Annotated in this window: 23 protein-coding genes and 1 pseudogene; 8 read left to right on the plus strand and 16 right to left on the minus strand. The window is 62.5% G+C overall.

The window, feature by feature from the left end:
* Nucleotides 1–220 precede the first annotated feature (220 nt).
* A pseudogene (locus tag J3R84_RS22900) lies at nt 221–934 on the plus strand (MBL fold metallo-hydrolase); the annotation flags it as partial.
* Nucleotides 935–1,181: 247 nt separating this feature from the next.
* Nucleotides 1,182–1,517: an alkyl sulfatase dimerization domain-containing protein gene (locus J3R84_RS22905; protein WP_225968534.1), complete on the plus strand. Its 336-nt coding sequence runs from the start codon at nt 1,182–1,184 to the stop codon at nt 1,515–1,517.
* A 345-nt stretch (nt 1,518–1,862) separates the two neighbouring features.
* On the opposite strand, the gene pcaF is transcribed toward J3R84_RS22905, so the two are convergent.
* From pcaF to J3R84_RS22950, 9 genes are all read right to left on the minus strand, one after another.
* Nucleotides 1,863–3,065 (minus strand): 3-oxoadipyl-CoA thiolase, encoded by a 1,203-nt coding sequence (gene pcaF, locus J3R84_RS22910; protein ID WP_203528913.1) that lies wholly within the window; start codon nt 3,063–3,065, stop codon nt 1,863–1,865.
* Nucleotides 3,062–5,041: a 3-hydroxyacyl-CoA dehydrogenase NAD-binding domain-containing protein gene (locus J3R84_RS22915; protein ID WP_203528911.1), complete on the minus strand. Its 1,980-nt coding sequence runs from the start codon at nt 5,039–5,041 to the stop codon at nt 3,062–3,064. Before J3R84_RS22915 ends, pcaF begins: the two co-directional genes overlap by 4 nt.
* An 11-nt stretch (nt 5,042–5,052) precedes the next feature.
* Nucleotides 5,053–5,448 carry a RidA family protein gene (locus J3R84_RS22920; RefSeq protein ID WP_203528909.1) on the minus strand — a complete coding sequence of 132 codons (396 nt, stop codon included), beginning with the start codon at nt 5,446–5,448 and terminating at the stop codon, nt 5,053–5,055.
* 92 nt (nt 5,449–5,540) lie between these two features.
* Complete coding sequence (locus J3R84_RS22925) at nt 5,541–6,737, minus strand: acyl-CoA dehydrogenase family protein (RefSeq protein WP_203528907.1); 1,197 nt, start codon at nt 6,735–6,737, stop codon at nt 5,541–5,543.
* A 2-nt stretch (nt 6,738–6,739) separates the two neighbouring features.
* The gene (locus tag J3R84_RS22930; RefSeq protein ID WP_113568315.1) at nt 6,740–7,582 is read right to left on the minus strand and encodes an enoyl-CoA hydratase family protein; all 843 of its coding nucleotides are present in this window, start codon (nt 7,580–7,582) and stop codon (nt 6,740–6,742) included.
* 2 nt (nt 7,583–7,584) lie between these two features.
* Nucleotides 7,585–8,361, minus strand: coding sequence for an SDR family NAD(P)-dependent oxidoreductase (locus J3R84_RS22935; RefSeq protein ID WP_025429116.1), 777 nt, complete (start codon nt 8,359–8,361; stop codon nt 7,585–7,587).
* Entirely contained in the window at nt 8,358–10,679 is a 2,322-nt protein-coding gene (locus J3R84_RS22940) for a bifunctional salicylyl-CoA 5-hydroxylase/oxidoreductase (RefSeq protein ID WP_203528905.1), read from the minus strand. The genes J3R84_RS22935 and J3R84_RS22940 overlap by 4 nt, the downstream gene beginning before the upstream one ends.
* Before the next feature lie 220 nt (nt 10,680–10,899).
* Nucleotides 10,900–11,424 (minus strand): MarR family winged helix-turn-helix transcriptional regulator, encoded by a 525-nt coding sequence (locus J3R84_RS22945; protein ID WP_225906420.1) that lies wholly within the window; start codon nt 11,422–11,424, stop codon nt 10,900–10,902.
* A 93-nt stretch (nt 11,425–11,517) separates the two neighbouring features.
* Complete coding sequence (locus tag J3R84_RS22950; RefSeq protein ID WP_203528904.1) at nt 11,518–12,291, minus strand: GntR family transcriptional regulator; 774 nt, start codon at nt 12,289–12,291, stop codon at nt 11,518–11,520.
* A 161-nt stretch (nt 12,292–12,452) separates the two neighbouring features.
* Here J3R84_RS22950 and J3R84_RS22955 point away from each other — a divergent pair, with 161 nt between their 5' ends.
* The 5 genes from J3R84_RS22955 to J3R84_RS22975 all read left to right on the plus strand — a co-directional run bounded on the left by J3R84_RS22955 (nt 12,453) and on the right by J3R84_RS22975 (nt 17,533).
* On the plus strand, nt 12,453–13,433 hold the full coding sequence (locus J3R84_RS22955; RefSeq protein ID WP_025429112.1) for an ABC transporter substrate-binding protein: 981 nt from the start codon (nt 12,453–12,455) through the stop codon (nt 13,431–13,433).
* Between the two features lie 63 nt (nt 13,434–13,496).
* Complete coding sequence (locus J3R84_RS22960) at nt 13,497–14,276, plus strand: ABC transporter ATP-binding protein (protein ID WP_025429111.1); 780 nt, start codon at nt 13,497–13,499, stop codon at nt 14,274–14,276.
* Between the two features lie 5 nt (nt 14,277–14,281).
* Nucleotides 14,282–15,205 carry an ABC transporter permease gene (locus J3R84_RS22965; protein ID WP_025429110.1) on the plus strand — a complete coding sequence of 308 codons (924 nt, stop codon included), beginning with the start codon at nt 14,282–14,284 and terminating at the stop codon, nt 15,203–15,205.
* A gap of 15 nt (nt 15,206–15,220) precedes the next feature.
* On the plus strand, nt 15,221–16,468 hold the full coding sequence (kynU, locus tag J3R84_RS22970; protein ID WP_203528902.1) for a kynureninase: 1,248 nt from the start codon (nt 15,221–15,223) through the stop codon (nt 16,466–16,468).
* A 93-nt stretch (nt 16,469–16,561) separates the two neighbouring features.
* The gene (locus J3R84_RS22975) at nt 16,562–17,533 is read left to right on the plus strand and encodes a threonine ammonia-lyase (RefSeq protein ID WP_203528900.1); all 972 of its coding nucleotides are present in this window, start codon (nt 16,562–16,564) and stop codon (nt 17,531–17,533) included.
* Between the two features lie 8 nt (nt 17,534–17,541).
* On the opposite strand, the gene J3R84_RS22980 is transcribed toward J3R84_RS22975, so the two are convergent.
* From J3R84_RS22980 to J3R84_RS23010, 7 genes are all read right to left on the minus strand, one after another.
* Nucleotides 17,542–18,228, minus strand: coding sequence for an ABC transporter ATP-binding protein (locus J3R84_RS22980; RefSeq protein WP_057204698.1), 687 nt, complete (start codon nt 18,226–18,228; stop codon nt 17,542–17,544).
* A complete protein-coding gene (locus J3R84_RS22985) occupies nt 18,225–18,974 on the minus strand; it encodes an ABC transporter ATP-binding protein (protein WP_057204696.1) in 750 nt (249 codons plus the stop codon). The genes J3R84_RS22980 and J3R84_RS22985 overlap by 4 nt, the downstream gene beginning before the upstream one ends.
* On the minus strand, nt 18,967–19,938 hold the full coding sequence (locus tag J3R84_RS22990) for a branched-chain amino acid ABC transporter permease (RefSeq protein WP_057218938.1): 972 nt from the start codon (nt 19,936–19,938) through the stop codon (nt 18,967–18,969). Before J3R84_RS22990 ends, J3R84_RS22985 begins: the two co-directional genes overlap by 8 nt.
* Before the next feature lie 7 nt (nt 19,939–19,945).
* Entirely contained in the window at nt 19,946–20,866 is a 921-nt protein-coding gene (locus tag J3R84_RS22995) for a branched-chain amino acid ABC transporter permease (protein ID WP_156408144.1), read from the minus strand.
* A gap of 93 nt (nt 20,867–20,959) precedes the next feature.
* Nucleotides 20,960–22,099: an ABC transporter substrate-binding protein gene (locus tag J3R84_RS23000; RefSeq protein ID WP_025429103.1), complete on the minus strand. Its 1,140-nt coding sequence runs from the start codon at nt 22,097–22,099 to the stop codon at nt 20,960–20,962.
* Between the two features lie 42 nt (nt 22,100–22,141).
* The gene (kynA, locus tag J3R84_RS23005; RefSeq protein ID WP_203528898.1) at nt 22,142–22,978 is read right to left on the minus strand and encodes a tryptophan 2,3-dioxygenase; all 837 of its coding nucleotides are present in this window, start codon (nt 22,976–22,978) and stop codon (nt 22,142–22,144) included.
* A gap of 1 nt (nt 22,979) precedes the next feature.
* Complete coding sequence (locus J3R84_RS23010) at nt 22,980–24,599, minus strand: benzoate-CoA ligase family protein (protein ID WP_057218934.1); 1,620 nt, start codon at nt 24,597–24,599, stop codon at nt 22,980–22,982.
* 325 nt (nt 24,600–24,924) lie between these two features.
* Between J3R84_RS23010 and J3R84_RS23015 the strand changes: the two genes are divergently transcribed.
* Nucleotides 24,925–25,755 (plus strand): hormone-sensitive lipase, encoded by an 831-nt coding sequence (locus J3R84_RS23015; protein WP_057218932.1) that lies wholly within the window; start codon nt 24,925–24,927, stop codon nt 25,753–25,755.
* Nucleotides 25,756–25,879: the final 124 nt, after the last annotated feature.

Raw genomic sequence — 25,879 nt, forward strand, 5'->3', positions numbered from 1 at the left:
CTGGTCACCCATGCCAATGGCAACCTCGTCGAACAAACCGGCTATGCCGCCTTCGGCGAGCGCACCAACACGAGGATTCTCAAAATGAAAGGTACCATTCCAATGTGGTATCTATTACCTCCCTTTGCAGCAGCAACTGCAGCGGCTCTACGGACTGCCAGCCGCCGCCATTCCTGGAGGCATGCCAGGATCATGGAGCCCTGGGGTAGGAGTAGCTTTGATGGTCGTTTCAATTCTTGGCCTGTCGTCGCACGCTTTTGAAGATGAGTTTGCCGGACGTGAGCAACTACGAGAGAGTTCCTCCGAATTCCGGAAGGAGGTCATTAAAATCACGGACGGCGTCTTCGCCGCCGTTGGCTACTCGGCAAGCAACGTCACGCTGATCCAGGGACACAAGGGCTCGATTATCGTCGACACATCCGCGAACCCTGTCGACGCTGAGGCAATCGTGGGCGCCTTTGGGGATCGCTTGGTCCGTCCTGTCCGGGCGATCATCTACACCCACAATCACCCGGACCATTCTGGCGGCGCGAAGGTGTTTGCCGGGACTGACAAACCCGAAATCTACAGCCATCAGACGCTGGTGGAATCCGGTCCAGAGTTCGGAAGGGGAGCGCGCGACGGCGGCGACGCTTTCGGCACGAAGCTACCCGACAACCTGTTCATCAACGCAGGCACGCAGCTCGAATACGGCCGTGTGACACCGCATACGCGGGAGGGCTACCTGCCGCCGACCCGCACCTTCAGTGGTGACAGCGAGACCATCGAGGTGGCGGGAGTCCGGATGCAGCTCATCCATACGCCAGGAGAATCTCCCGAGAACACGGCCATCTGGATCGCCGACAAGGGCGTGCTAATCCCCGGAGACGATTTCCTCAAATCGTACCCAAACCTTTCGCCGATTCGTGGCCTTAAGCTGCGCCCCCCGGAGAAGTGGATCGCCAGCCTCGACAGGATGCTCGCCTTGAACGCCACCTACCTGGTCCAGGGTCACATGCGTCCGATCCTCGGGAAGGACGAGGTGCGCAAGGCTCTCGCCGACTATCGGGACGGCATCAAGACCGTCCTCGACCAGACCCTTGCCGGCATCAAGCAGGGAAAGACGCCGGACGAGCTTGTGCAAGAGGTGAAACTTTCTCCTGAGCTGGCAACGAGCCCATACCTGCAAGAGTACTACGGCAGTGTCGCTTGGACCGTACGCCGTCGGATGGTTCGATGGGAACGCCACCAATCTGAATCCTCTGCCACCTGCGGAGCGTGCCCGCAAAATGCTCGAAATGACAGGAGGGGCAGAGCAGATGATTGCCCGTGCCAGGGAAGCAGTCGAAGCAAAGGAGTTCCAATGGGCGGCCGAGATGATCGATCATGTACTGGCCATTGACCCTGCGAACATAGCAGCCAACGAGATCAAAGCCCGGGCACTTACCGAGTTGGGCGAGCGCCAGATCAATGCCACCGCCCGTAACTATTACCTCACCACAGCTCAGTATCTGTCGAAGGGAAAGGAACAGAACTAGTCTTCACAACGGAGTGGCCGTCACTAGACGGCGTCCGATGCCGGCGTTTTGCGCAACGGTAATGAAAGAGCTCCCGTCATGGCTCCGAACACCACACGATAACCAGTTTCCGAGCCCTAGGTCCCCCTCAAACTCGTGCTCGCGCGGATCGCGAAAGGCGGCGACCGATAACCGCGTTCTTTCACAAAGATCGGCTACGTCGCTTACCCAAAAAGGGTGCCGCCAGGCCGCACGGGTATCAACTGCCTGAATGGGGCGTTCTCGATTTTGTTTCTACAACATGGACTGACGATCTGCGCAGACCGTGAGACACGCCAGGCCGTAATGCAGGAGCATCCGTCGGCATCACGGTCGCGTCAGTAACATCGAGATGCCTTGTCCAACGCCAATACACATGGTGGCGACAGCTCGCCTTGCTCCTCGAAGTTCAAGTTCCAGTGCTGCGGTCAGCGCAAGGCGCGCACCGGACATGCCGAGAGGATGTCCCAAGGCAATGGCGCCGCCGTTGGGATTTACGTGGGCGGCATCATCTGCAAAGCCTAGCTGCCGCATGCAGGCGAGAGCCTGGGCTGCGAAAGCTTCATTGAGCTCGAGGATATCGATATCGCCGATGCCAACGCCGAGACGGTCCATGAGCTTTCTGGTGGAAAAGACGGGGCCCATGCCCATGACGCGTGGAGGAACCCCCGCCGTTGCCATCCCCTCGACGCGAGCAAGTGGCGTGAGGCCGTAGTGTTCGACCGCGCGGCCTGAGGCAAGCAGAAGTGCGGCCGCGCCGTCGTTGACACCGGATGCATTGCCGGCTGTCACGGTGCCATTGGTGCGGAACGGCGTCGGCAGGCTGGCGAGCTTCTCGAACGTTGTCTCGCGCGGATGCTCATCCTCTAAGACGTGCGTCGTCTCGCCCTTGCGCCCTTTGATCGGATAGGGGGCGATTTCGCGCGCGAAGCGGCCATTCTTTTGCGCAGCCGCAGCGCGGGCCTGGCTGCGGAGTGCAAAGCCGTCCTGGTCCGCGCGCGAGATATCAAACTCGGCTGCAACGTTTTCGGCGGTCTCCGGCATGGACTCGATGCCGTACCGTTCTTGCATGACCGGATTGACGAACCGCCAGCCGATCGTTGTGTCGTGTACTTCGGTGCTGCGTTGGAAGGCGTTTTGGGCCTTCGGCATGACGAAAGGCGCGCGCGACATGCTTTCGACGCCACCGGCAATCACGACTTCCGCCTCGCCGAGCCGGATCGCGCGTGCGGCGTAACCGACGGCATCCAGCCCCGAGCCGCAAAGCCGGTTGATCGTCGTGCCAGGAACCGCGTCCGGCAATCCGGCAAGCAAGGCGGCCATGCGGGCCACGTTGCGGTTGTCTTCGCCCGCCTGGTTGGCACAACCGAAGACGACCTCATCGATCGCTTCGGCCGGTACCGACGCGACGCGCGCCAGCGCGTCGCGGATTACGTGCGCGGCGAGGTCGTCGGCACGGGCGACCGACAAAGCGCCGCCGTATCGGCCGATGGGCGTGCGGACGCCATCAATGATATAGGCCTCGCTCATGATTTCAGGTCCTTGCCTTGCTGCGCGGTAAACATCGGCCCGCCCTTGTGGGCCGGAAAGCCGTAACCGTTGATCATCACCAGATCGATGTCGCCGGGGCGCGCGGCGATGCCTTCGGCCAGCAGCGCCGTTCCTTCATCGACCATCGCCTTCAAAAGCCGGCCCATGATCTCTTCGGCAGTGATGGCTCGCGGCGTGATGTTCTTGGCGGCGCGCGCCGCCTTGATCATCGCCGTCACTTCCGGATCGACGGTGCGCTCGCCGTTGGGGTAGGCGTACCAGCCGCGGCCACTCTTGCGGCCAAGACGGCCCGCCTCGCAAAGCCTATCGGCGATCTCGACATAACGTGCGGCAGGATCCCGCGTCGCGGCCTGCCGCTTCCGGCGCGCCCAGGCGATCTCCAACCCGGCCATGTCATTGACGGCGAAGATGCCCATCGGAAAACCGTAAGCTTCGAAGGCGGCGTCGATCTCGTCGGGCACGGCGCCATCCTCGAGCATCAACTCTGCCTCGCGACGATAGGCGGAGAAGATGCGGTTGCCGATGAAGCCCTCGGTAACGCCGCAGACGACGGGTAACTTGCCCAGGCGTTTGACGAAGGCGAGTGCACTCGCCAGCACATCGGGTGCGGTCTTGGCGCAATCGACGACTTCGACAAGCCGCATGACATTGGCGGGTGAGAAGAAGTGCAATCCGACCACCCGCGTCGGATCGGTCGTCGCCGCGGCGATCACGTCGGGATCGAGGTAGCTGGTGTTGGTTGCCAAAATGGTGCCTGGCGCAAGGATGCCGTCGAGCCGGCGAAACAGGTCCATCTTGACCTGGAGGTCGTCGAACACCGCTTCGATGACGAGATCAACGGTGGCGAGGTCTGCCGCTTCAGCGGTGGTCTGTAATCTGGCGAGGCAGTCGTCGCGTCCATCCTGGCCCATCCGTCCGGAGCGGACGGTTTTGTCGAGTGTCTCGGCAATGCGGTCGCGCGCGCCGGCTGCTGCTTCCTTTGTCTGTTCCAAAGCGATGACGCGACAGCCGCTGATCAGGGCGGAGACCGCAATGCCTGCCCCCATCAGCCCCGCGCCGACCACCGCAACTGTCTCGATTCTGCGTGGCGAGACTGTCTCTAACCCTTCGATCTTGCCGGCGGCGCGTTCGGCAAAGAATACGTGCAGCAGGGCAGCGGACTCGACGGAGTCGCGTAAACGCAGGAATGTGCAGCGTTCTTCCGCCAATCCCTGTTTCAGATCGACTTGACCGGCCGCCTTGACGAGACGTACCGCCTCGACCGGAGCGGATTGGCCGCGGGCTCGCGCCAGGACCTTCGCCTCCGCCGCGCTGACGGCTGCTGCGTCCACCGTCGGGACCGCCATCAAGCCGGTGCGACGGAGCGGCTTTGCACCCAGTTCGCGCAGGAGCGTAAGGGCGGCGGCTACAGGGTCCGCGGCGGTGCCATCGGCAAGGCCGAGTGCGACAGCTTCGCTCACGTTGACGGTGCGCCCCGTTCCGATGAGATCGATGGCCGCGATCGTGCCGATCAGCCGTGGCAGGCGTTGTGTCCCGCCAGCACCCGGAACGATGCCGAGCTTCACTTCGGGCAGTCCGAACGCGGCCTTTTCTCCAGCTATGCGACCGTGGCAGGCGAGCGCCACCTCGCAGCCTCCGCCAAGGGCGGAGCCATTCACCGAGCAGACGACCGGCTTTTCGAAAGTCTCGATGCGATCGATCACCTCGGGAAGCATCGGCTCCATGGGCGGTTTGCCAAACTCCTTGATATCAGCACCGCCGATAAACGTGCTGCCCGCACCGGTGATCACGAGACCGGTAATCGTCGGAAGGTCAGTAGCATGATCCAAAGCAGCCATCAGGCCGGACCTGACATGCGCCGACAGCGCGTTGACGGGCGGGTTGTCGATGGTGACGACGAGAGCACCTTGTTCCCGACGGGCGGAAACGCTCTGCGAAAATCTGATCTCTGGCATGTCGGCAATCCTCAATCGGGGATGACGGCCGTGACCTGGATTTCGATCTTGGCCCGGTCTTCGACCAGCGCGACCACCTGCATTGCCGCCATTGCAGGGAAGTTCCTGCCGATGATGTCGCGGTAGGCTTGGCCGATACCGCGGAGGTTACCGATATATTCCTGCTTGTCGGTGAAGTACCAGGTCATCGTCGTGATGTGGTGCGGCTCCGCCCCCCCGGCGGCGAGCACCGCGACCACATTTTTCAGAGTCTGACGGACCTGCTCGACGAAATCATCGGTTTCGAACTCGGAGCGCTCGTTCCAGCCGATCTGACCGCCGACGAAGAGAGTGCGGCCCTTCGCAGCGACGCCGTTGGCATAGCCGATGGGCTTTGCCCAACCTTCAGGTTGCAGGATGGTGTGCATTGGTTGTCTCCAGATGTTGCGTCAGTGCGGCTCGGATATCGTCCGGCCATGCAAGGGAAGCGTGGTTGGCGAGCGAGGTGGTGACGCCACCGTTATCGTGCCGTGCCCTTCATCAGCTCGCGGCCGATGATGAGCTTTTGAACTTCGGTCGCGCCCTCGTAGATGCGCAGCGCACGGATCTCACGATAGAGCCGCTCCGTGATCTCGCCGACGCGTACCCCCCGACCGCCGAAGAGCTGCAGCGCCTGGTCGATGACCCACTGCGCATTCTCCGTCGCCGTCATCTTGGCCATTGCCGCCTCGCGAGTCGTCGGCCGCTTTTGCACGTCGCGTTGCCACGCCGTGCGGCAGGTCAGAAGGGCTGCGGAGTCGATCGCCGTTGCCATCTCACCGAGTGTGCTTTGCGCGGTCGGCAGGTCGGCAAGCGTTGCGCCAAACATCTTGCGGTTCTTCGCATGTGCCACCGCCTCGTCGAGCGCGCGACGGGCAAAGCCGATCGCGGCGGCAGCGACGGATGGGCGGAAGATGTCGAGCGTGCGCATGGCGATCTTGAAGCCTTCGCCCGGGCTGCCGAGAAGCTGTGACGACGGAATACGGCAATTGTCGAAACGAAGCCGGGCGAGCGGATGCGGCGCAATCGTCTCGATGCGCTCGGCGATCGTGAAGCCCGGCGTGTCGGCAAAGACCACGAAGGCGGATATGCCACGCGTGCCGGGCGCCTCGCCGGTGCGGGCAAAGACAGTGTAGACGTCGGCGATGCCTCCGTTCGAGATCCAGGTCTTCTCGCCGTCTAGCACGAAATGGTCGCCGTCGCGGCGCGCCGCACAGGCCATCGCCGCAACATCCGAGCCCGCATCGGGTTCGGAAAGCGCAAAGGCGGAGATGCACTCGCCGCGGGCGACCTTGGGCAGGGTGGCCTGCTTCAGCGCCTCGGAGCCGGAAAGGCTGATCGCGCCAGTCCCCAGCCCCTGCATGGCGAAGGCGAAGTCGGCAAGCCCGTCGGTATAGGCGAGCGTTTCGCGGATGAGGCAAAGCGATCGGCTGTCGATGTCTTCGCTCGTACCGCCGAACGCCTTCGGCACGCAATGGCGAAGTACGCCTGCAGCGCCGAGCGCAGCGACCAGATGTTTGCAGGCGGCATCCACATCCCGGTGATCGACTTCGCCAAGACCGCCGCCGGCAACGAAGCCGTCCAATTCGGCGGCAAGCGCGCGATGCCTATCCTCGTAGAATGGCCAGTCGAGATGGTCGCGGGTTGGTGGGTGCAAAGCCGTCTCATGGGAACTCATGCTCAATTCCCTTTGAATTCCGGCTTCGCCTTGGCGGCAAAGGCCTCGAAGGCGCGGCGGAAGTCGCCGGTCGCCATGCAGATCGCTTGGGCCTGCGCTTCCGCTTCGATCAGCTGATCGATGCCCATCGCCCATTCCTGGTCGAGCATCTTCTTGGTCATTGCGTGAGCGAACCAGGGGCCATCGGCGATCGTGCGTGCGAATTTCTGCGCCTCGGCAAGCAGCGACGGACGCTCGTGGAGGGCGTTGTAGAAGCCCCAGGCGTGGCCCTCGGTCGCGGTCATGACCCGTCCGGTGAAGAGCAGTTCGGCGGCACGGCCCTGGCCGATAATGCGGGGAAGGATGCCGCAGGCGCCCATGTCGGCGCCGGCCAGCCCGACGCGGGTGAAGAGAAACGCCGTCTTCGCCTCCGGCGTTGCCACGCGGAAGTCGGAAGCCATCGCCAGGATGGCGCCGGCACCGGCGCAGATGCCGTCGACGGCTGATATGACGGGCTGCGGGCAGGCGCGGATCTGGCGCACCAGTTCGCCGGTCATACGGGTGAAATCAAGCAGATCCGGCATCGACATGCGCGTCAGCGGCTCGATGATCTCGAAGACGTCGCCGCCGGAGGAGAAGTTGTCGCTGGCGCCGGTCAGCACCACGGCGCGCACATCGCTGGCGCGACCAAGCGCCCGGAAGAGATCGCAAAGCTCCTCGTAACTTTCGAAGGTCAGTGGGTTCTTCTTTTCCGGACGGTCGAGCGTGATCGTGGCGACCCGGCCGTCGGCGTCCGTTTCGAACAGGAAGTGCTTGGCCTTATGGTCTTTGAAGGCGCGCTTCTTGGCCTGCATCGGGTTTGTCATGTCTATCCTCCGAGAACTTCGCCGCCCGCCACTGGGATGGCCTGGCCGGTGATCGCGGTTGCCTTCTCCGACACGAGCCAGGAGACCGTGTGTGCGACCTCGTCGGGCGTCACCAGGCGCCCTTGCGGATTGGAACGGGCAAGGCTGGCGCGCGCTTCCTCGCGCGAACGGCCAGTCTTCTCGCTGATCGTGTCGAGCGCACCGTCGATGAGTGGCGTGTCGGTGAACCCCGGGCAGACGGCATTGACGGTCACGTCGGTGCGGGCAAGTTCGAGCGCCAGCGCCCGCGTCAGGCCGATGACGCCGTGTTTCGAGGCGCAATAGGCTGAAACATAGGCGTAACCGGTGAGGCCCGCGGTGCTTGCGACATTGACGATCCGGCCGTTGCCGGCCCGGCGCACGGAGGCAAGGGCTGCCTGCGTCACAAGAAACACCCCGGTCAGGTTGACCGTGAGCACTCGTTGCCAGAGTGAAAGATCGGTTTTCTCGAACGGCGCCGAAGGAGCCTCGCCGGCGCAGTTGACGAGAACCGCAATCTCTCCGCTCTTCGCAATCGCAGCCGAAATGCCTTGCTCGACCGCTGCCGGGTCAGTCACATCGAACTCATGGTGGACGTGGGCTTCGCCGCCTGATGAGTGGATTTCCTCTTTCACGGCTTCGAGCGGCGCGGCGCGGCGCCCCACAAGGCTGACGATATGGCCATCGGCTGCGAGTGCAAGCGCGATCGCCTTGCCGATGCCGCTTCCGGCGCCCGTGACGAGGGCGTGTCTGCGGTTCATGGCTTGCCTACCGTCGTTGCGGCGCGCGCCAGATTGTTCACATATTGCGCGCGGGCGGAGTGGTATTGCTTTGGCCAGGGCTGCCCGTCATAGCCGATCTTCGCCGCCTCGTGCATGACGAAGGACGGGTCGGCCAGATGCGGACGCGCAATTGCGCAGAGGTCGGCACGGCCGGCCGCAATGATGGAATTGGCGTGGTCGGCTTCGGAAATCGCTCCGACGGCGATGGTCGGAACCTGGATCTCGTTGCGGATCTTGTCGGAAAATGGTGTCTGGAACAGCCGGCCGTAAACCGGTTTTTCTTCCTTCACCACCTGACCGGAGGAGCAGTCGATCATATCGGCGCCGGCTTCCTTGAACAGGCGGGCGAAAATCGCCGCATCGTCAGGAGTGTTGCCGCCTTCGTGCCAGTCGTGCGTCGAAAGGCGCACCGACATCGGTCGGTCCTCGGGCCACGCCTTACGGATCGCGTGGAACACTTCGAGCGGAAAGCGGGCGCGGGACGCATGGTCGCCGCCATAGTCGTCCGTGCGGAGGTTGGTGAGCGGCGACAGGAAGCTCGACAGCAGGTAGCCGTGCGCCACGTGCAGTTCGAGGATGTCGAAACCGAGGTCACGGGCGCGTCCGGTCGCCTGCACGAAGTCGGCGACGACGCGGTCCATGTCGGCTCGGGTCATTTCGCGCGGCGTATCCGAATGCGCGAGGTAAGGCAGGGCCGACGCGGAAATGAGCGGCCAGGCGCCCTCGTTCAAGGGCTGGTCGATCCCCTCCCAGGCCAATTTGGTCGCACCTTTTCTTCCGGCATGCCCGAGCTGGATGCCGATCTTGGCAGGCGTCTGCTGGTGCACGAAATCGACGATGCGCTTGAAGGCCAACGTCTGTTCGTCGTTCCAGAGTCCCAAGCATCCGGGCGTGATGCGGGCGTCAGGCGACACGCAGGTCATTTCAGGAAAAACGAGGGCCGCGCCGCCCATGGCGCGCGCACCGAGATGCACCAGGTGAAAGTCGTTGGGCACGCCGTCGGTCGCCGAATACATCGCCATTGGCGAAACGACGATGCGATTCCTGAGCGTCAGGCCGCGAAGCTTGAAAGGCGTGAACATCGGCGGGGGAACCGTGCCATTCGACGCCGGCTCGGCGCCGGCACGTTCGGCGAACCAGCGTTCGAAACCTTCGAGCCAGTCCTTGTCGCGAAGGCGAAGATTCTCGTGGCTGATACGCTGTGAGCGGGTCAGCATCGAATACATGAATTGCTCCGGCTCCAGCGTATCGGCATAGCGCGTGCCGGCGACTTCGAACCACTCCATCGCATTGCGCGCCGCATTTTGGATGCGGGCGACATCAACCCGGCGTATCTCCTCGTAAGCCGCGAGCACAGCCGGGATGTTGGCTTCGTCGTGGCCGAGGATATCGAATTGTCGGGTAAGCTCGATGGCGTCATCGATCGCAAGCTTGGTGCCCGAGCCGATGGCGAAATGCGCCGTGTGGGCGCTGTCCCCCATCAAGACGACGTGGCTATTGCCGTTGAAGTGGCTCCACTTCTCGCAAATCAGCCGGCCGAAGTTCAGCCAGGCAGAGCCGCGCATATGGCGCGCATTGGTCATCAGCTTATGGCCGTCGAGCGTCTCGGCAAAGAGTTTTTCGCAGAACTCAATCGACTGCTGCTGGTCCATATGGTCGAGACCATGGGCCTGAAAGACGTCATCCGTGGTTTCGACGATGAAGGTCGAAGTGTTCTCATCGAAGCGGTAGATATGCGCCTGGAACCAGCCGTGTTCGGTGCGTTGGAAGTCGAAGGTGAAGGCGTCGAAGCGCTTGTCCGTGCCGAGCCAGACATAACGGTTTGGCCGAACGACCATGTCGGGTTGGAATACGTCGGCGTATCTATTGCGGATCCTCGAGTTGACGCCGTCGGAGGCGATGATGAGGTCCGCATCGGCGAATTCCTCGTCGCTTTCGACGTCGTGCTCGAACGCGAGTTCGACACCGAGTTCGAGGCAGCGATCCTGGAGGATATTGAGCATCTTCTTGCGGCCGATGCCGACGAAGCCGTGGCCCGTCGTCCTGATCTTACGGCCCTTGAAAACCAGTTCGATGTCGTCCCAGTGGTTGAAAGCGACCTCGATCGCCTCGGCAGTCTCCGGATCCCATTGGCGCATCGACTGCATCGTCGCATCCGAGAAGACCACCCCCCACCCGAAGGTGTCGAAGGCGCGGTTCCGCTCGACGACCGTTATGCGGTGTTCCGGGTGCTGGCGCTTCATCAGCAGCGCAAAATAGAGGCCGGCTGGCCCGCCACCGATACAGACGATCCGCATGTCGTTCTCCTCCCGAGCTCCGGCTGCGTGTGTCACCGTCCAGATGTCGTCGACCGTCATCCCGGACTGCGAGGAGCAGGGTGGACTCGTTCCAGAGAAATTTCAAGCTTAAAATTGTTTCGGCAAATGTGACGACGCTACATGCGTCCGGATTGCGGTGCGCGAGTGGCGAACCGTTTCGGAGAATCTCGGGAGACGGCGGAAAGAAAGGCGCAGTGCCTTAAGTGTTCCGGGCCAACGCAGCAACGATGGATCGCTTGAGCTTGGCAAGCTCGTCCATCAACACACCGCCCTCCTTCGCTGAAAGTCCAGCGAACAGGTCGGAGATCCAGTCGGAATGCCTTGCCGCCATCTTCTCGAATTCGGCGCGGCCGAAGGGCGTCAGCGCGATGATCTGTACACGTCGATCCGTCGGCAGTGTCGTACGGCTGATGTGACCGCTCTCGGTCAGCCGTTCCACAAGAACCGTTATGTTGCCGGGTGAGACCATCATGCGCTTAGAGACTTCCCCCAGCACCATGCCATCAGGCGCTCGCTCGAGCTGGGCCATCAGGTCGAAACGTGGCAGCGTGGAGTCGAATTCTTCCCGGAGCCGCCGGCGGACTTCGCTCTCGACCAGTGTCGAGCACGTCAGCAGACGCAGCCAGAGCCTGAGCTCGACACGGTGATCGCCGGGAGCCTCGAGGGCCTTGGTCTCGCCATCCACCCATTCCGGCGAGATGTCGAACTTGTCTTCACCCATCATACCAACGTCCACTTTCACAAAGCTGCAGGCGTATACTGCCGCCTTGCCCTTATTAGAGATGTTTCCGGCTCTTGGACAGGCTGCGTTGGGCCGTCATTTGGACGCAATCCCCGGCAACGACGGGTGCCCGGAAGATTGAGAACGGCCACCGTCCTCGGATTGGACATAGACATTGACGGTAAAGCCGATGTGGTCGGCCATCAGCGTCTTGGCGCGCTCGAAATCTCGATCAAGTGCCGCCTCCATCAGCTCAGTGTGATGCTCGATCGCCATGGCGTCTTGCAAGGCGGCGACCGCTTCCTCGTATCCCTTGCTCATCCCTGCGGCAGCCCTCAATGTCGGGGCCAGGCTGAGGAAACGGTGGTGGCGACGAAGCTGATCGGAAATCGTTGACTGGAAGCGGGTCAACCAGTTCGATCGTGCCGCACCGATCAGTGCTGCGTGGAAGGCGGCGTGCTTTTCGTCCCACTCGTCGATCTCGCTTTCGGAGAAATGCTCGACCGAGACTTTGCAGCGGGACAGCCGGTAATGCGCGGTGACGACGGCCGATTCCCATGCGCTGTCGCCGTTCTCGATCGACTCGAGAAGCAGCGGCATTTCGACGGCCAGGCGCGCGCGGGTGAGATCGTCCAGTTCCTCGCGTGAAACCGGAGCAACGGCAAAGCCGCGGTTGCTGATCGCCGTGACCAGGCCTTCCGCCTCCAGACGCGACAGCGCTTCGCGCAGAGGTGTCCAGCCGATTCCGTAGCTTTCGCGCAGCACACTCAGCTTCATCGGAGCGCCAGGCTTGAGACGCGTCGCCAGAATATCGCGTCGCAGCAGCCGGTAGGCCAATTCGGTTTTGGTCGACTGTTCGTGGTCTTGCATCAAGTTCCCTTAACGCCCGCATCGCATCGATACAAATATATATAGTTCTGCGCCTCTGATGAAAATATATATATTTGTTTGACAAGAAGTCTGACCGTCTCCATCATCCACCCACGCCGCCGAGGAGGGCGGTAACGCTCGTCAAATTCTGGGAGGGATGTATGAGCAAGAGGACTTGGCTTTCGGGATTGGTTGTCGCCGGCGCGCTGGCGTGGGGAGCGGGAACGGCTGCTGCCGATCCGATCCGTATTGGCATCGCCAATTTCGGCGAACATCCGCAATTGAGTGCGTCGATCGCCGGCTTCAAGAAGGCACTGGCTGAAAACGGCTTCGTCGAGGGCACCGATGTCGTTTACACTGAAAGCCACACCAACTTCGACGCCTCGCTTGTTCCGCAGATGATTGCCAAGCTGCAGGCCGAGCAGCCGAAACTGATCTACACGATCACCACGCCGGTCTCGCAGATCGCCAAGAAGGCGCTCGCCGGATCCGGTATTCCGGTTGTCTTTTCCGCCGTCACCGATCCGGTGGCCGCGAAGCTCGTTCCGTCCTGGGGGGCGGGTGACGACGGCATGACTGGCGCGACGGACCTTCAGGACGTGGCTGCCGTGATGGCCTTTACCCGCAAGCTCCTTCCGGAGGCCAAGCGCTTCGGCGTTCCGTACAACCCTGGCGAGGCGAACGACACGGCTCTGCTCGACAAGATCAAGGCGGCTGCACCGGCCGCCGGCTTTGAGGTCGTGGCCGTTGGCGTCGACAACGTCAACGACATCCAGCAGCGCATTGCCTCCTTCGCCGGCAAGGCCGACGTGATCTATACGCCCGCATCCAACCTGCTCCAGCCGGCAATCGGCGCCGTCTCGGCGGCTGCACGCCAGGCGCAGATCCCGATCGTCAACTCCGACGATGGTGCTGTGCGCGACGGCGTCGTGCCGGCAAGCTTTGCCGTCAACTACGAGCAGGTCGGCATGAATGCCGGCAAGATTGCCGCGGAGATCCTTGGGGGCAAGGACCCGAAGACGATCGCGCCGTCGCGTCCGAGCTATGAGGACCATGCACCGCTGATCTCGAAAAAAGCGGCGGCGGCCTTCGGCATCGCAATACCGGCATCGCTCGCCGATTGCGGCTGCCTGGTCGACTGATTTTGGGCGAATAGGTGACGGCGTCGGGAGCGCCGTCACTTCATGGGTTATGAGGGGGAGCCAATGCTGGAAATCAGATCGGCCCGCAAGGTCTTCTACAAGGGGCAGGCAGACGAAAAGGTCGCACTCGACGGCCTCAGCCTCAGCCTTGCAACAGGCGAGTTCGGCGTCGTCATCGGCTCGAACGGCGCCGGCAAGAGCAGCATGCTCAACGCCATCTCCGGGGCGCTCGCGCTCGATAGCGGCCAGATCGTCATCAATGGCGACGACGTGACGGCGACGCCCGTGCACAAACGCGCCATGCGGCTTGCGCGCGTGTTCCAGGACCCGATGCGCGGTACCGCCGCCAGCATGACGGTGGCCGAAAACATGCTGCTCGCCGAGCTTCGAAGCAACAAGCGCACCCTGCGCCGCGGGCTGAACGCGGCAAGGCTCACCGCCTACAAGGAGCGCCTGTCGCTTCTGGGCCTCGGCCTCGAAAAGCGTCTCGACACGCGCGTGGAGCTACTGTCGGGTGGCCAACGGCAATCGTTGTCGTTGATCATGGCGGTCGGCGGTTCGCCGGAGCTGCTGCTGCTCGACGAACACACCGCGGCGCTCGACCCGCGCACCGCCGACATCGTCATGCAAGCGACGATCCGCGCCGTCGAAGCCTTGAAGCTGACGACGCTGATGGTGACGCACAACATGCAGCATGCCGTGGATTTCGGCCACAAGGTCGTCATGCTCGATGCCGGGCGCGTCCGCCTCGAAATCGATGGCAAGGACAAGGCCCAGACGACGGTGCCGGACCTGATCGGCCATTTCTCCGTCAAAACCGACCGCATGTTCCTGGCGAGCTGACGATCATGGATATTATTCAAAACACAATCGCGAGTTTCGTCTCGCTCGTTCCCGTCACGCTGGCCCAGAGCCTGATCCTTGCCTTCGTCGTGCTGGGGATCATGATCCCGTTTCGCATGCTGAGCTTCCCGGATCTGACCAGCGAGGGCGCGTTCCCGCTTGGCGGTTGCGTCTGCGGTGTACTGATGGCGGCCGGCATGTCGCCGCTCGCCGCGATCGCCATCGCACTCCTCGCCGGTTTTGTCGCCGGCTGCTGCACGGCGTTCATCCATCTGAGATTCCGCATTCACACGTTGCTTGCCGGCATCCTGATGATGACGATGCTCTATTCGATCAATCTGCGCATCATGGGCCGGTCGAACCTATCGGTTTTCGGGGCGCCGACGATGTTCGACTGGGTGCCAGGGCTGCAGCCGGGCTTCCCGGCAAGCAAGATCGTTGTCGCCGGCCTCATCGCACTCATCGTCTTCTTCCTGCTCTATCATTTCTTCAGGACCGAGAAGGGAACGGCGATCCGGGCCGTCGGCGCCAATCCCGACATGGCGGAAGCGCAGGGCATCAACGTCTGGCTGGCGACGATCGGCGGCGTCGGGCTTGCCGGCGCGTTTTCGGCGGCAGGCGGAGCGCTGATGGTGCAGTCGCAGGGCTTTGCCGACGTCAACATGGGCCTCGGCATCCTTATCAATGGGCTCGCGGCGCTGATGATCGGCGAGGCGATCGTCGGAAAGCAAAGCGTGTTGCGCCAACTCGCCGCCCCGTTTGTCGGCGCGGTCGTCTACTATCAGCTCGTCTCCTTCTGCCTGGCCGCCGGCATGCCACCACCGGATCTGAAACTTGCGACTGGCCTCTTCGTTCTCGCCATGCTGGCTCTTCCGAGCCTCAAGCGAAGCCGCGGGCCGGCACCCGCCCGCGAAACCGTTCGTGAATAACCAAGGACCATCTTCATGAGTGCAGTTCCTGATTTTGCTGCGATAGAGGCCATGGATGCGGCCGACGTGCTACGCCCGATGCGCGATCGTTTCATCCTGCCACCGGGCCTCATCTATCTCGACGGCAACTCGCTCGGCGTTGCTTCGACCGCTGCCTTCGACGAGCTCCGCAAGGCGGCGACGGAGGAATGGGGCCAGGATCTCATCCGAAGCTGGAACACGGCCGGATGGTTCGAGATGCCGCTTGCGCTCGGGGACCGGGTTGGCCGACTGATTGGCGCTGGGGCCGGTCAGACGGTTGTTTGCGACACCACATCGATCAACATCTACAAGGCCCTGCATGCGGCGATGGCCTTGCGGCCGGAGCGCTCGGTGATCGTCAGCGAAGGCAGCAGTTTCCCGACCGACCTCTACATGGCCGAGGGCGTGGTCTCGACGCGTCCGGGTGCGGCGCTGCGTCTCGAAGGGGTCGATGCGCCCGAGATCGAAGACCTGATCAACAGTGACGTTGCCGTGGTTCTGGTCAACCACGTGAACTACAAGTCCGGCGAACTGCGCGACATGGCGGCGCTGACGCGCAAGGCGCATGAGCATGGCGCGCTGATCATCTGGGATCTCTGCCATACGGCAGGCGCGCTGCCGATCGATCTTGAGGGTGCTGATGTCGATTTTGCCGTCGGCTGCACCTACAAGTACCTGAACGGCGGTCCCGGAGCACCAGCATTCATCTATGCCGCGACGCGTCACCATGGCGATATCCGCCAGCCGCTCAGTGGCTGGTGGGGGCATGCGCGCCCCTTTGCCTTCGAGAAGCACTACGCGGCCGGCGAGGGGATCCGCCGCTTCCTTTGCGGAACGCAACCGATCCTGTCGCTTCGGGCGCTCAAGGGCGCGCTCGACGTCTGGGACGAGGTCGACATGACCAAGTTGCGTGAGAAGAGCATCCGGCTCACCGACCTCTTCATCGCGCTGGTTGAGGCGAAATGCGGCGCCTACGGCCTCGAGCTCGAGAGCCCACGTGACGGCGCGAGGCGCGGAAGCCAGGTTTCGTTCAGCCATCCCAATAGCTACGAGATTATGCAGGCGCTTATCGCCCGCGACGTCATCGGCGACTTCCGCGCGCCGTCGACGATGCGTTTCGGTTTCACCCCGCTCTATGTAAGCTACGCCGACGTTTGGCAGGCGGTCGAAATTCTGGAAGAGATCCTGCGCACCGGTACATGGCAGGATGCGCGCTTTGCCGTTCGTGCGGCCGTCACCTGATCTGATAGCATCGACAAGCTGCGGGCGGCATACCGCCCGCACCGTCACACTGAGACGCCGATAAAGATCGCGCCGCCCAGGGGGACTTTCGCAATGACCGCTGCACCACACCGGCCGACATTGGACGAAATCGCCGAGGCGCGTGGCCGCATCGCTCCCCACGTCGCGCGCACGCCGCTGGTCAGGCTCGACCTCGGACTTTCGGACCGGCAAATCTTCCTGAAACTGGAGACGCTTTCTCCGATTGGCGCCTTCAAGCTCCGCCCGGCGCTGAATGCAGTGCTGTCGCGCGACCCTGCTGCTCTGCGGGGCGGCGTCGCGGTCACGAGTTCCGGCAATATGGCCTACGGCATGGCCTGGGCCGCGCGCCTCATCGGTGTTCCGATGGTCGCCTATATGTACCGCGGAGCGCCACAGACCAAGATCGAGGGCGTGCGCGACCTTGGCGGGGAGGTGCGCTTCGTGAGCGCGGAGACCTGGTGGGACTACATTGTCTGCGCGGACAGGCCGGATGCGCCGGAACTGCTGATCAATCCGGTGACCGATCAGGCGGTGCTTTCCGGCAACGGCTCGATCGGCATGGAAATCGTCGAGGACCTGCCCGATGTCGACGTGGTGCTGACCCCCTATGGCGGCGGCAGCATGACCACCGGGGTCGCCAGTGCCATCAAGACCGGTTCCCGGCCGGCACGCGTCTTTGCGGTCGAAGACGACAGCGCCGCCCCGGTTTGCGCCGCACTTGAGGCGGGGCGGATTGTGATGATCGAAACCCGCCCGTCCTTCATCAAGAGCATCGGCGCTCCGTCGCTGGTCCCGCAGCTTTGGCCGGTCGCACGCGAACTGATCGACGGGGCCATTGCCGTCAGTCCCGCTGAGGTGACAGACGCGATGCGGCTTTTGTTCAGGAAGGCCAAGATCGTGGCAGAAGGTGCGGGCGCCGCCTCACTTGCCGCCGCGATCGCCCGACCGGACCTTAAGGGAAACATCGTCTGCGTGATTTCCGGCGGCAATATCGACGCTGTGGCCTATTCCGTCGTGCTTGGTGGCGGCATTCCCGCCGCCTGACTGAAAGCTTAGACGCCGAGATAGCGATCCTGAAGCGCCGGCGTCAGCGCTGCCGGCGATCCCGTGAACACCGTCGCGCCCTTCTCCAGCACGAAGCAGCGGTCGGCGAGGGGTAGCAATTCCGAAAGCGTCTTGTCGACGACGAGGATCGATTGGCCGGCCGTCTTCAGCGTACGGATCGCCGACCAGATGTCCTGCCGGATCACTGGCGCCAGGCCCTCGGTCGCCTCGTCCAGAATGAGCAGGCTGGGATTGGTCATCAGCGCCCGGCCGATGGCAAGCATCTGCTGCTCGCCACCGGAAAGCGTATTGGCATATTGGTCGCGCCGTTCGCCGAGGCGGGGAAAGAGCGCGACCACCTTCTCCAAGGTCCACTCGCTGCCACGAGCGGTGGCAACGAGGTTTTCCATGACGGTGAGGTTCGGGAAGCAGCGCCGTCCTTCGGGCACGAGGCCAAGGCCGAGTCTGGCGATCCGGTGCGGCCGCATGCCGAAGATCGCCTTGCCCGCGAAGCTGATCACACCTGAGCGCGGGCGCACGAGGCCGAGGATGGAGTTGATCGTCGTCGTCTTGCCCATGCCGTTGCGGCCCATGAGCGCAACCACTTCGCCCTCCCGCACATCGAGATTGACGCCGAAGAGCGCCTGGGAAGCGCCATAGAAGGTTTCGAGACCTTTTAGTTCCAGCAGGCTCACGCGGCTTCTCCCAGGTAGGCGCGGCGCACTTCCGGGTCGCTGCGTATTTCCTCGACCGTGCCCGTCGCGATGATGCGGCCATAGACAAGCACGGATATCCGATCCGCCAGTGCAAAGACCGCGTCCATGTCGTGCTCCACAAGCAGCATCGGTGCCTGCTGGCGCAACCCATCGAGGAAAGACGTCAGCCGTTTGGAGCCCTCCGGCCCCATGCCGGCCATCGGCTCGTCGAAGAGGAAGGCCTTCGGCGAAAGCGCCAGCGCAATGGCGATTTCAAGCTGCCGGCGTTCTCCGTGCGAGAGTTCGGCTGCGGGTACATGGGCGCGCGCGGCGAGGTCGACGCGCTCCAGCATCGCCATTGCCGGTTCGGTCAGGTCCTTGTCATCGACCACCTGGCGAAAGAAACGAAAGCTGCTGCCACGGCTTGCCTGCACCGCTAGCATGACGTTGCGAAGGGCCGAGAACTCCTGCGCCAGCGAGGAGATCTGGAAGCTGCGCGCAAGTCCAAGCCTCGCACGGGCGGCCATGTCGTGCCCGCTGATGTCCTGACCGAGAAAGCGGATCGTCCCGCTGTCGGCCTTGAGCGAGCCGGCGATCTGGTGGATCAGCGTGCTTTTTCCGGCGCCGTTCGGACCGATCAGCGCATGGATTTGTCCCGGGTGAAGCTCGAGGCTCACCCCGTCGGTGGCCTTGAGCGCGCCGAAGGATTTTCTGAGGTCGCGGATTTCAAGAATTGGCTCAGACATGGCGCGGCTTTCCCGAGAGCAGGCCCAGCAGCCCTCCGCGTGCAAAAAGCACGATGCCGAGCAGGATGAGGCCGAGGAAGAACTGCCAGCGCTCGGTGATGCCGCCGAGCACATATTCGAAGAACACGAAGATCATGGCGCCGGCGACGGGCCCGAACAGCCGGCCCTTGCCGCCGAGAATGATGAGAACGATCAGTTCGCCCGACATGTGCCACGACAGCATCGAAGGGCCGACGAAGCGATTGAGATCGGCATAGAGCGCACCGGCAAATCCGGTGATCATCGCGGAGGCTGCGAAGGCGACGAGCCGGATGTTGAAGGGCGCGATGCCGACGGCGGCAAGGCGCGTTCCGTTCTGTCGCGCTGCCTGCAGTGCGCTGCCGAACCGCGAGCCCTCGACGATGCGGAACAGGAGAAGCGTTGCCATCAGAGCGGCGTAGCAGACCAGGAAATAGGGCAGGGGCTTGGCGGTATTGACGCCGGGAAAGGCGTTGCGCACCGACATCGACAAGCCGTCTTCGCCACCATAGGCCGGCCAGGAGATCGCGAAATAGTAGATCATCTGCGCGAAGGCGAGGGTGATCATGATGAAATAGACGCCTGTCGTGCGCAGGCTGATCGCACCGATGGGCAACGCAACGAGCCCTGCGACCACCACCGCCGTTATCCAGATGAGTGGCATCGATGTGGTTGCCGGAATGTCGGCGAACAGCGGTTCGCCATTGAAGGCGTGCGTCGCAAGGATACCGGCGACATAGCCGCCGAGGCCGAAGAAGGCTGCATGGCCGAAGGAAAGCAGCCCGCCGAGCCCGAGCGCCAGGTTGAGGCCGACGGCGGCAAGTGCCAGCACGGCGACGCGGGTTGCAAGCGTCACATAGAAGGGCTCGCCCATGCCGACGGCGACAAGCGGTGCGCCGAGTAGGAGGAGCGCCAGAAGCAGATTGACTGTCGTTTCGCGGTTCATCGGGACCTCACGACTGCGCGGCAAACAGGCCGCTCGGCCTGAAGGCGAGGATGAGGGCCATGACGACATAGATCAGCATCGAGGCCAGCGCCGCCCCGATCGTGGTTGCCTGCGATGCGGGCATGGTCAATGCCAGCAGCGAGGGCAGCAGGAAGCGGCCCATGGTATCGACGACCCCGACGATCACAGCGCCGACGAGCGCACCCTTGATGGAGCCGATGCCGCCGATGACGATGACGACGAAGGCGAGGATAAGCACCGGTTCGCCCATTCCGACCTGCACCGACTGGAGCGCCCCGACCAAGGCGCCGGCAAGACCCGCAAGGGCTGCGCCGAGCGCAAAGACGACTGTGTAAAGCGTGCCTATATCGACGCCGAGCGCTGCGATCATCTCGCGGTCCGACTCGCCCGCCCTGATGCGCATGCCGAGCCGGGTCCTGGAGATCAGCAGATAAAGGCTGACGGCAACCGCGATGCCGACGCCGATGATCGCCAGGCGATAGAGCTGATACTGACCGCCGCCAGGGAGCGGCACAGCGCCCTGAAGCAGGGGCGGTATATCGAGATAGAGCGGGAACGAGCCGAAAATCCAGCGCGCACCTTCGGACAGGATCAGGATCAGCGCGAAGGTGGCAAGCACCTGATCGAGATGATCACGGTCGTAGAGCCTGCGGATGACGGCGACCTCGATGATCGCACCGACGCCGGCGGCGGCCGTGAGGCTGGCGATCAGCCCCAGCCAGAAGGAGCCGGTCGCGGCTGCGACGGTGGCGCAGGCGAAGGCGCCGATCATGTAGAGCGAGCCATGGGCGAGATTGATCAGACCCATGACGCCGAAAATCAGCGTCAGGCCGGCGGCCATCAGAAACAGCATCACGCCGAGCTGGAGCCCGTTGAGCAGTTGTTCGATCAGGAGTGCGGTGAACAAGAGACCGGTCCAAGCTTGGTGTGAGGGGCGCATGGATCATCGACCGGATGTCAGCACGAAAGCCGAGCACCCGGGCGACGACGGGTGCAAGTCTTACATCCCGCACTTCTCGGCGTAGGCATCCTTGTGATGCTCGAAGGCAGTCGCGATGATCTTGTTGGTCAGGACGCCGTCATCTTCCTTCACCACCTCGCGAACGTAGATGTTCTGGATCGGGTGGTTGTTGTTGTTGAAGGCGAACTCGCCGCGCACGGACTTGAAATCCGCTGCCTTGAGCGCCGCACGGAAGGCGTCCTTGTCCTTGACGCTCGCCTTTGAAAGCGCTGCGAGGATCAGGTTCGCCGTATCCCAGCTCTGCGCCGCGTAGATCGAGGGCAGGCGCTTGTACTCGGCCTTGAAGGCTTCGACGAATTTCTTGTTGGCTTCGTTGTCGAGATCCTTGGACCAGGTCGCCGAATTCTTGACGCCAAGGGCCGCGTCGCCGATCGCCGGCAGAACGTCCTGGCTAAAGGAGAACCCGGGCCCCATAACCGGGATGCCGACGCCCGACTGGGCATATTGCTTCATGAAAGCGATGCCCATGCCGCCGGGCAGGAAGAAATAGACGCTATCGGCACCGGAGGCGCGGATCTGGGCGATCTCCGCGGCATAGTCCGTCTGGCCGACCTGGGTATAGATCTCGCCGGCAAGGTCGCCCTTGTAGTAGCGCTTGAAGCCGGTCAGCGCGTCCTTCCCGGCCGGATAGTTGGGCGCCAGGACAAAGGCGTTCTTGTAGTCTTTGTTGGCGTATTGTCCCATCGCCTCATGGAAGTTGTCGTTCTGATAGGCGACGTTGAAATAGTTCGGGTTGCAGTTCGCACCGGCAAGTGCCGAAGGGCCGGCATTGGGCGAGAGATAGATCACGTCCTGTGCTACCGCGTTCGGAACGACGGCCATGGCGAGGTTCGACCAGATGATCCCTGTCATCAGGTCGACCTTGTCGCCCTGGATCATCTTCTCGGCGATCTGCACCGCAAGTTCCGGCTTCTGGGCATCGTCTTCGATCACCAGCTCGACGTCCTTGTTGCCCGATTGCTTGATCGCAAGCGTGAATGCGTCGCGCATGTCGATGCCGAGACCGGCGCCGCCGCCCGAAAGCGTGGTGATGACGCCGATTTTCACCGGCTCGGCGTAGGCAAGGCTCGACGTCGCAAGCACGAGGCCAAAAACGCTCGCTGCCAGAATGCGGTTCATGCTGTTCTCCTCCTAGTAGGTTCCCTTTTGAGTTGTGTTCTATCAGAGACCTGTGCGCACATGCCAGAGCTCTGGGAAGAGTTCCACCTCGAGCATCTTCTTGAGGTAGGACGCGCCGGATGTTCCCCCGGTTCCGCGTTTCATGCCGATGATGCGCTCCACCGTCGTGACGTGGTTGAAGCGCCATCGACGGAAGTAATCCTCGAAATCGACCAGCTTCTCGGCGAGCTCATAGAGCATCCAGTAGCGCTCGGGATCGCGGTAGACCGTCTGCCAGGCCGCAAAGACCTTGTCGCTTTCCGTGCGCGTTTCGCGCCAATCCGTCCTGTCTGCTTCCTCGCCGACATCGAACCCTTTGCGAGACAGGAGCCGGATCGCCTCGTCATAGAGCGACGGTGCGGCTAAGATCGCTTCCAGCTTTTTAAGGGTCTCGGGACGATGCGTGTGTGGTCCGAGCATGGCGACGTTGCGATTGCCGGCGAGGAACTCGATCGCCCGGTATTGCCACGACTGGAAGCCGGATGACTGCCCCAGAGACTCGCGGAACTGCGTGTATTCGCTGGGCGTCATCGTGCGAAGCACGTCCCAGGCGCTGTTCAACTGTTCGAAGATGCGCGCCACGCGCGTCAGCATCTTGAAGGCGGGTTCCAGCCGGTCTTCACGGATCGACCGGACAGCCGCGTTGATCTCGTGCAGCGCGAGTTTCATCCAGAGTTCAGACGTCTGATGCTGAATGATGAACAGCATCTCGTCATGAGCCTTTGAGAGCGGCTCCTGTGCGTCCAGCACTTTCTCCAGCATGAGGTAGTCGCTGTAGGACATGCGCCCCTTAAACGACATCTGGGCGCCTTCCTTGGAAGGATCGTATGGTTCGCTCATTTCAGTTCTCCAACCGCAATCGGAACCGCTGGATCTTGCCCGTGGCTGTCTTCGGCAGGCTGTCCAGGAATTTTACCGACCGTGGATATTTGTAGGGCGCGATCGTCGCCTTCACGTGATCCTGCAAGCGCTTGATCGTCGCCTCGTCTGCCGACACGCCGGCCGACAGCACGACGTAGGCCTCGACGATCTCGCCGCGCTCGGCGTCGGGTGCACCGACGACGGCACACTCAACGACTTCCGGATGCGAGATCAAGGCCGCTTCGACTTCTGGGCCGGCGATGTTGTAGCCCGCGGTTATGATCATGTCGTCGGATCGGGCGGCGAAATGGAAGAAGTCGTCCTCATCCTGATAGAAGGCGTCACCCGTGAGATTCCAGCCATCGCGGACATAGTCACGCTGGCGCGGATCGGCCATGTAGCGGCAGCCGGTCGGGCCGCGCACTGCAAGCTTGCCGATCGTGCCGCGAGGAACTTCCTGCATCTCGTCGTTGACGATCCGTGCTTCGTAGCCACCGACGGGCTTCCCGGTCGAGGCGGCCTTGCGGTCCTCGAACCGGTTGGAAATGAAGATGTGCAGCATCTCTGTCGCGCCGATCCCGTCGAGGATCGGCTTGCCAGTCTTGTTCGTCCATTCCTCGAAGACGGGGCCCGGCAGTGTCTCGCCGGCCGAAATTGCAACCCGCAGAGACGAAAGGTCCGCGCCGTTGTCCATCGCCTTCATCATCGCCCGATAGGCGGTAGGGGCGGTGAACGAGATCGTTGCTTTGTATTTCTCGATAATCTCCACCATGTTCGCGGGCGTCGCGTGCTCAAGAAGCGTTGCTGCCGCCCCGAAGCGTAAGGGAAAGATCGCAAGGCCACCGAGGCCGAAGGTGAATGCAAGTGGAGGCGAGCCGACAAAGATATCGTCGGGTGTGACCCCTAGGACTTCGCTGGCGTAGCCGTCTGCGATCATCATCAGATCGCGATGGAAGTGCATGGTTGCCTTCGGGATCCCGGTCGTGCCCGAGGTGAAACCGAGAAGCGCCACGTCGTCCCGACCGGTGTGCACCGCCTCGAAGAGGACGGATTTGTCGAGTGCAATCCGGTCAAGTTCAGCGTCGTGGTTTGCAGTCCCGTCGAAGCTGACGACCTGTTTCAGGTAGCGGCTATCCTTTGCGCAGGCGACCATCTCGTCCATCAGACGTGTGTCACAGAGCGCCAGGCTGATCTCGGCCTTGTCGATGATCTTGGTCAGCTCTCCGGCTCTGAGCATCGGCATCGTGTTGACGACGACGGCGCCGGCCTTGGTGGCTGCCAACCAACAGGCGACCATGGCGGGGTTGTTGGCCGAGCGTATGAGCACGCGATTGCCCGGTCTGACGCCGTAATTCTCGACAAGCGCATGGGCCAGCCTGTTCGTCCAGTCGGAAAGTTCCTTGTACGTTCGCCGACGACCGTTGCCGATCAGGGCGGTGTGGTCGCCAAAGCCCTTGGCGACCATGGCGTCGGTCAGTTCGACGGCGGCGTTGAGGTGGTCCGGATAGTTGAAGCCTTCGAGAAGGAAGTCTGGCCATTCTTCCGGCGGAGGCAGATGGTCACGGGTAAACGTATCGACGTGTGAAGTCGGTCCAAGCATGTGGCGGCTAATCCCCTGTTCCGTTCCTGCCTGTTGCTCAGGCATTTTTAAAGCCGGCTATAATTCTTGCGTTCGTGCGGAGCCCGGCCGTGCAAACCGGTTGCGGGCGTCGCCGGATCGTTGCCGATGAAGCGCGTCGTCGCTGAGACGACTCCAATGATCGTGATAGGCACAGCGAGACCTCCACTTCTCGGCTGAACATGGGGCAGCATCGCACCGCTCAAAAACTATTTCAAGCCTAAAGTTTTTTTGGATGATGGCATTGTGTTTACCGGTCTGGCAGGCGATTGCTACGCCTGAGGAGAAAACTAGGAGGATTAAATCGATGCTGGAACGCCGCATTACCGATTGGGACGACGCCTATGCGAATGGCTCGAATATCGCTCGTGGCAACCTATGGCCGGAAGCGTGGGTCAAGCCAGCCGAAGCCTTTCGCAGTGCCCTTCGGGCAGCGGGGCGTGCAAAACTCGACCTCAGCTATGGCGAGCGGACGAGAAACCGCATGGACCTGTTTTTCCCTGATGGCTCAGCCAAGGGCCTTGTCGTCTTCGTGCATGGTGGATACTGGCTGCAACTCGATAAGAGCTTTTGGTCGCATTTGGCCGCCGGCGCTGTTGCCAGCGGCTACGCCGTCGCCATCCCCTCGTACACGCTTTGCCCCGAAATTCGCATCGCTGGGATCGTCGAAGAGGTAGCTGCGGCCATCGGCGAGGCCTCGAAGCTGGTCGATGGGCCGCTGAATTTGACCGGGCATTCGGCCGGAGGGCATCTCGTCAGCCGGATGATCACGACGACCGCGCCGCTGGCGCCGCATGTACAGCAGCGGATTCGAAACGTCGTCTCGATCTCGGGCGTTCATGACCTGCGTCCGATCATGGCAACCACGATGAACGAGAGGCTTGCGATCGACGAGAGCGAGGCGCTTTCGGAAAGCCCGGCTCTGCTGCGCCCCATGGCAAATGCCCGCATCACCTGCTGGGTCGGGGGCGGCGAACGGGCCGAGTTCTTGCGCCAGAGCGCTCTGCTCGCCAATATCTGGACCGGACTGGGTGCAACAACGGCCGCGACCGCGGAACCGGACAAACATCATTTCAACGTTATCGACGGCCTCGCCGACGTCGGACACGCCCTCACGCGGGTGCTGCTTTCGGAGTGAGCGGAGCAGTATCGCTTTCTGATCACTGCCAAGTCAGAAACTGCGCCCCGGAAAGCGCCGGCGTGCCGGAATGAGTTCCGCCGTGCGTCGGTCTGTATCGGTTCGTAATAGCGATCAAACGGGC

The organism is Ensifer canadensis (assembly GCF_017488845.2).
Lineage (GTDB): Bacteria > Pseudomonadota > Alphaproteobacteria > Rhizobiales > Rhizobiaceae > Ensifer > Ensifer canadensis.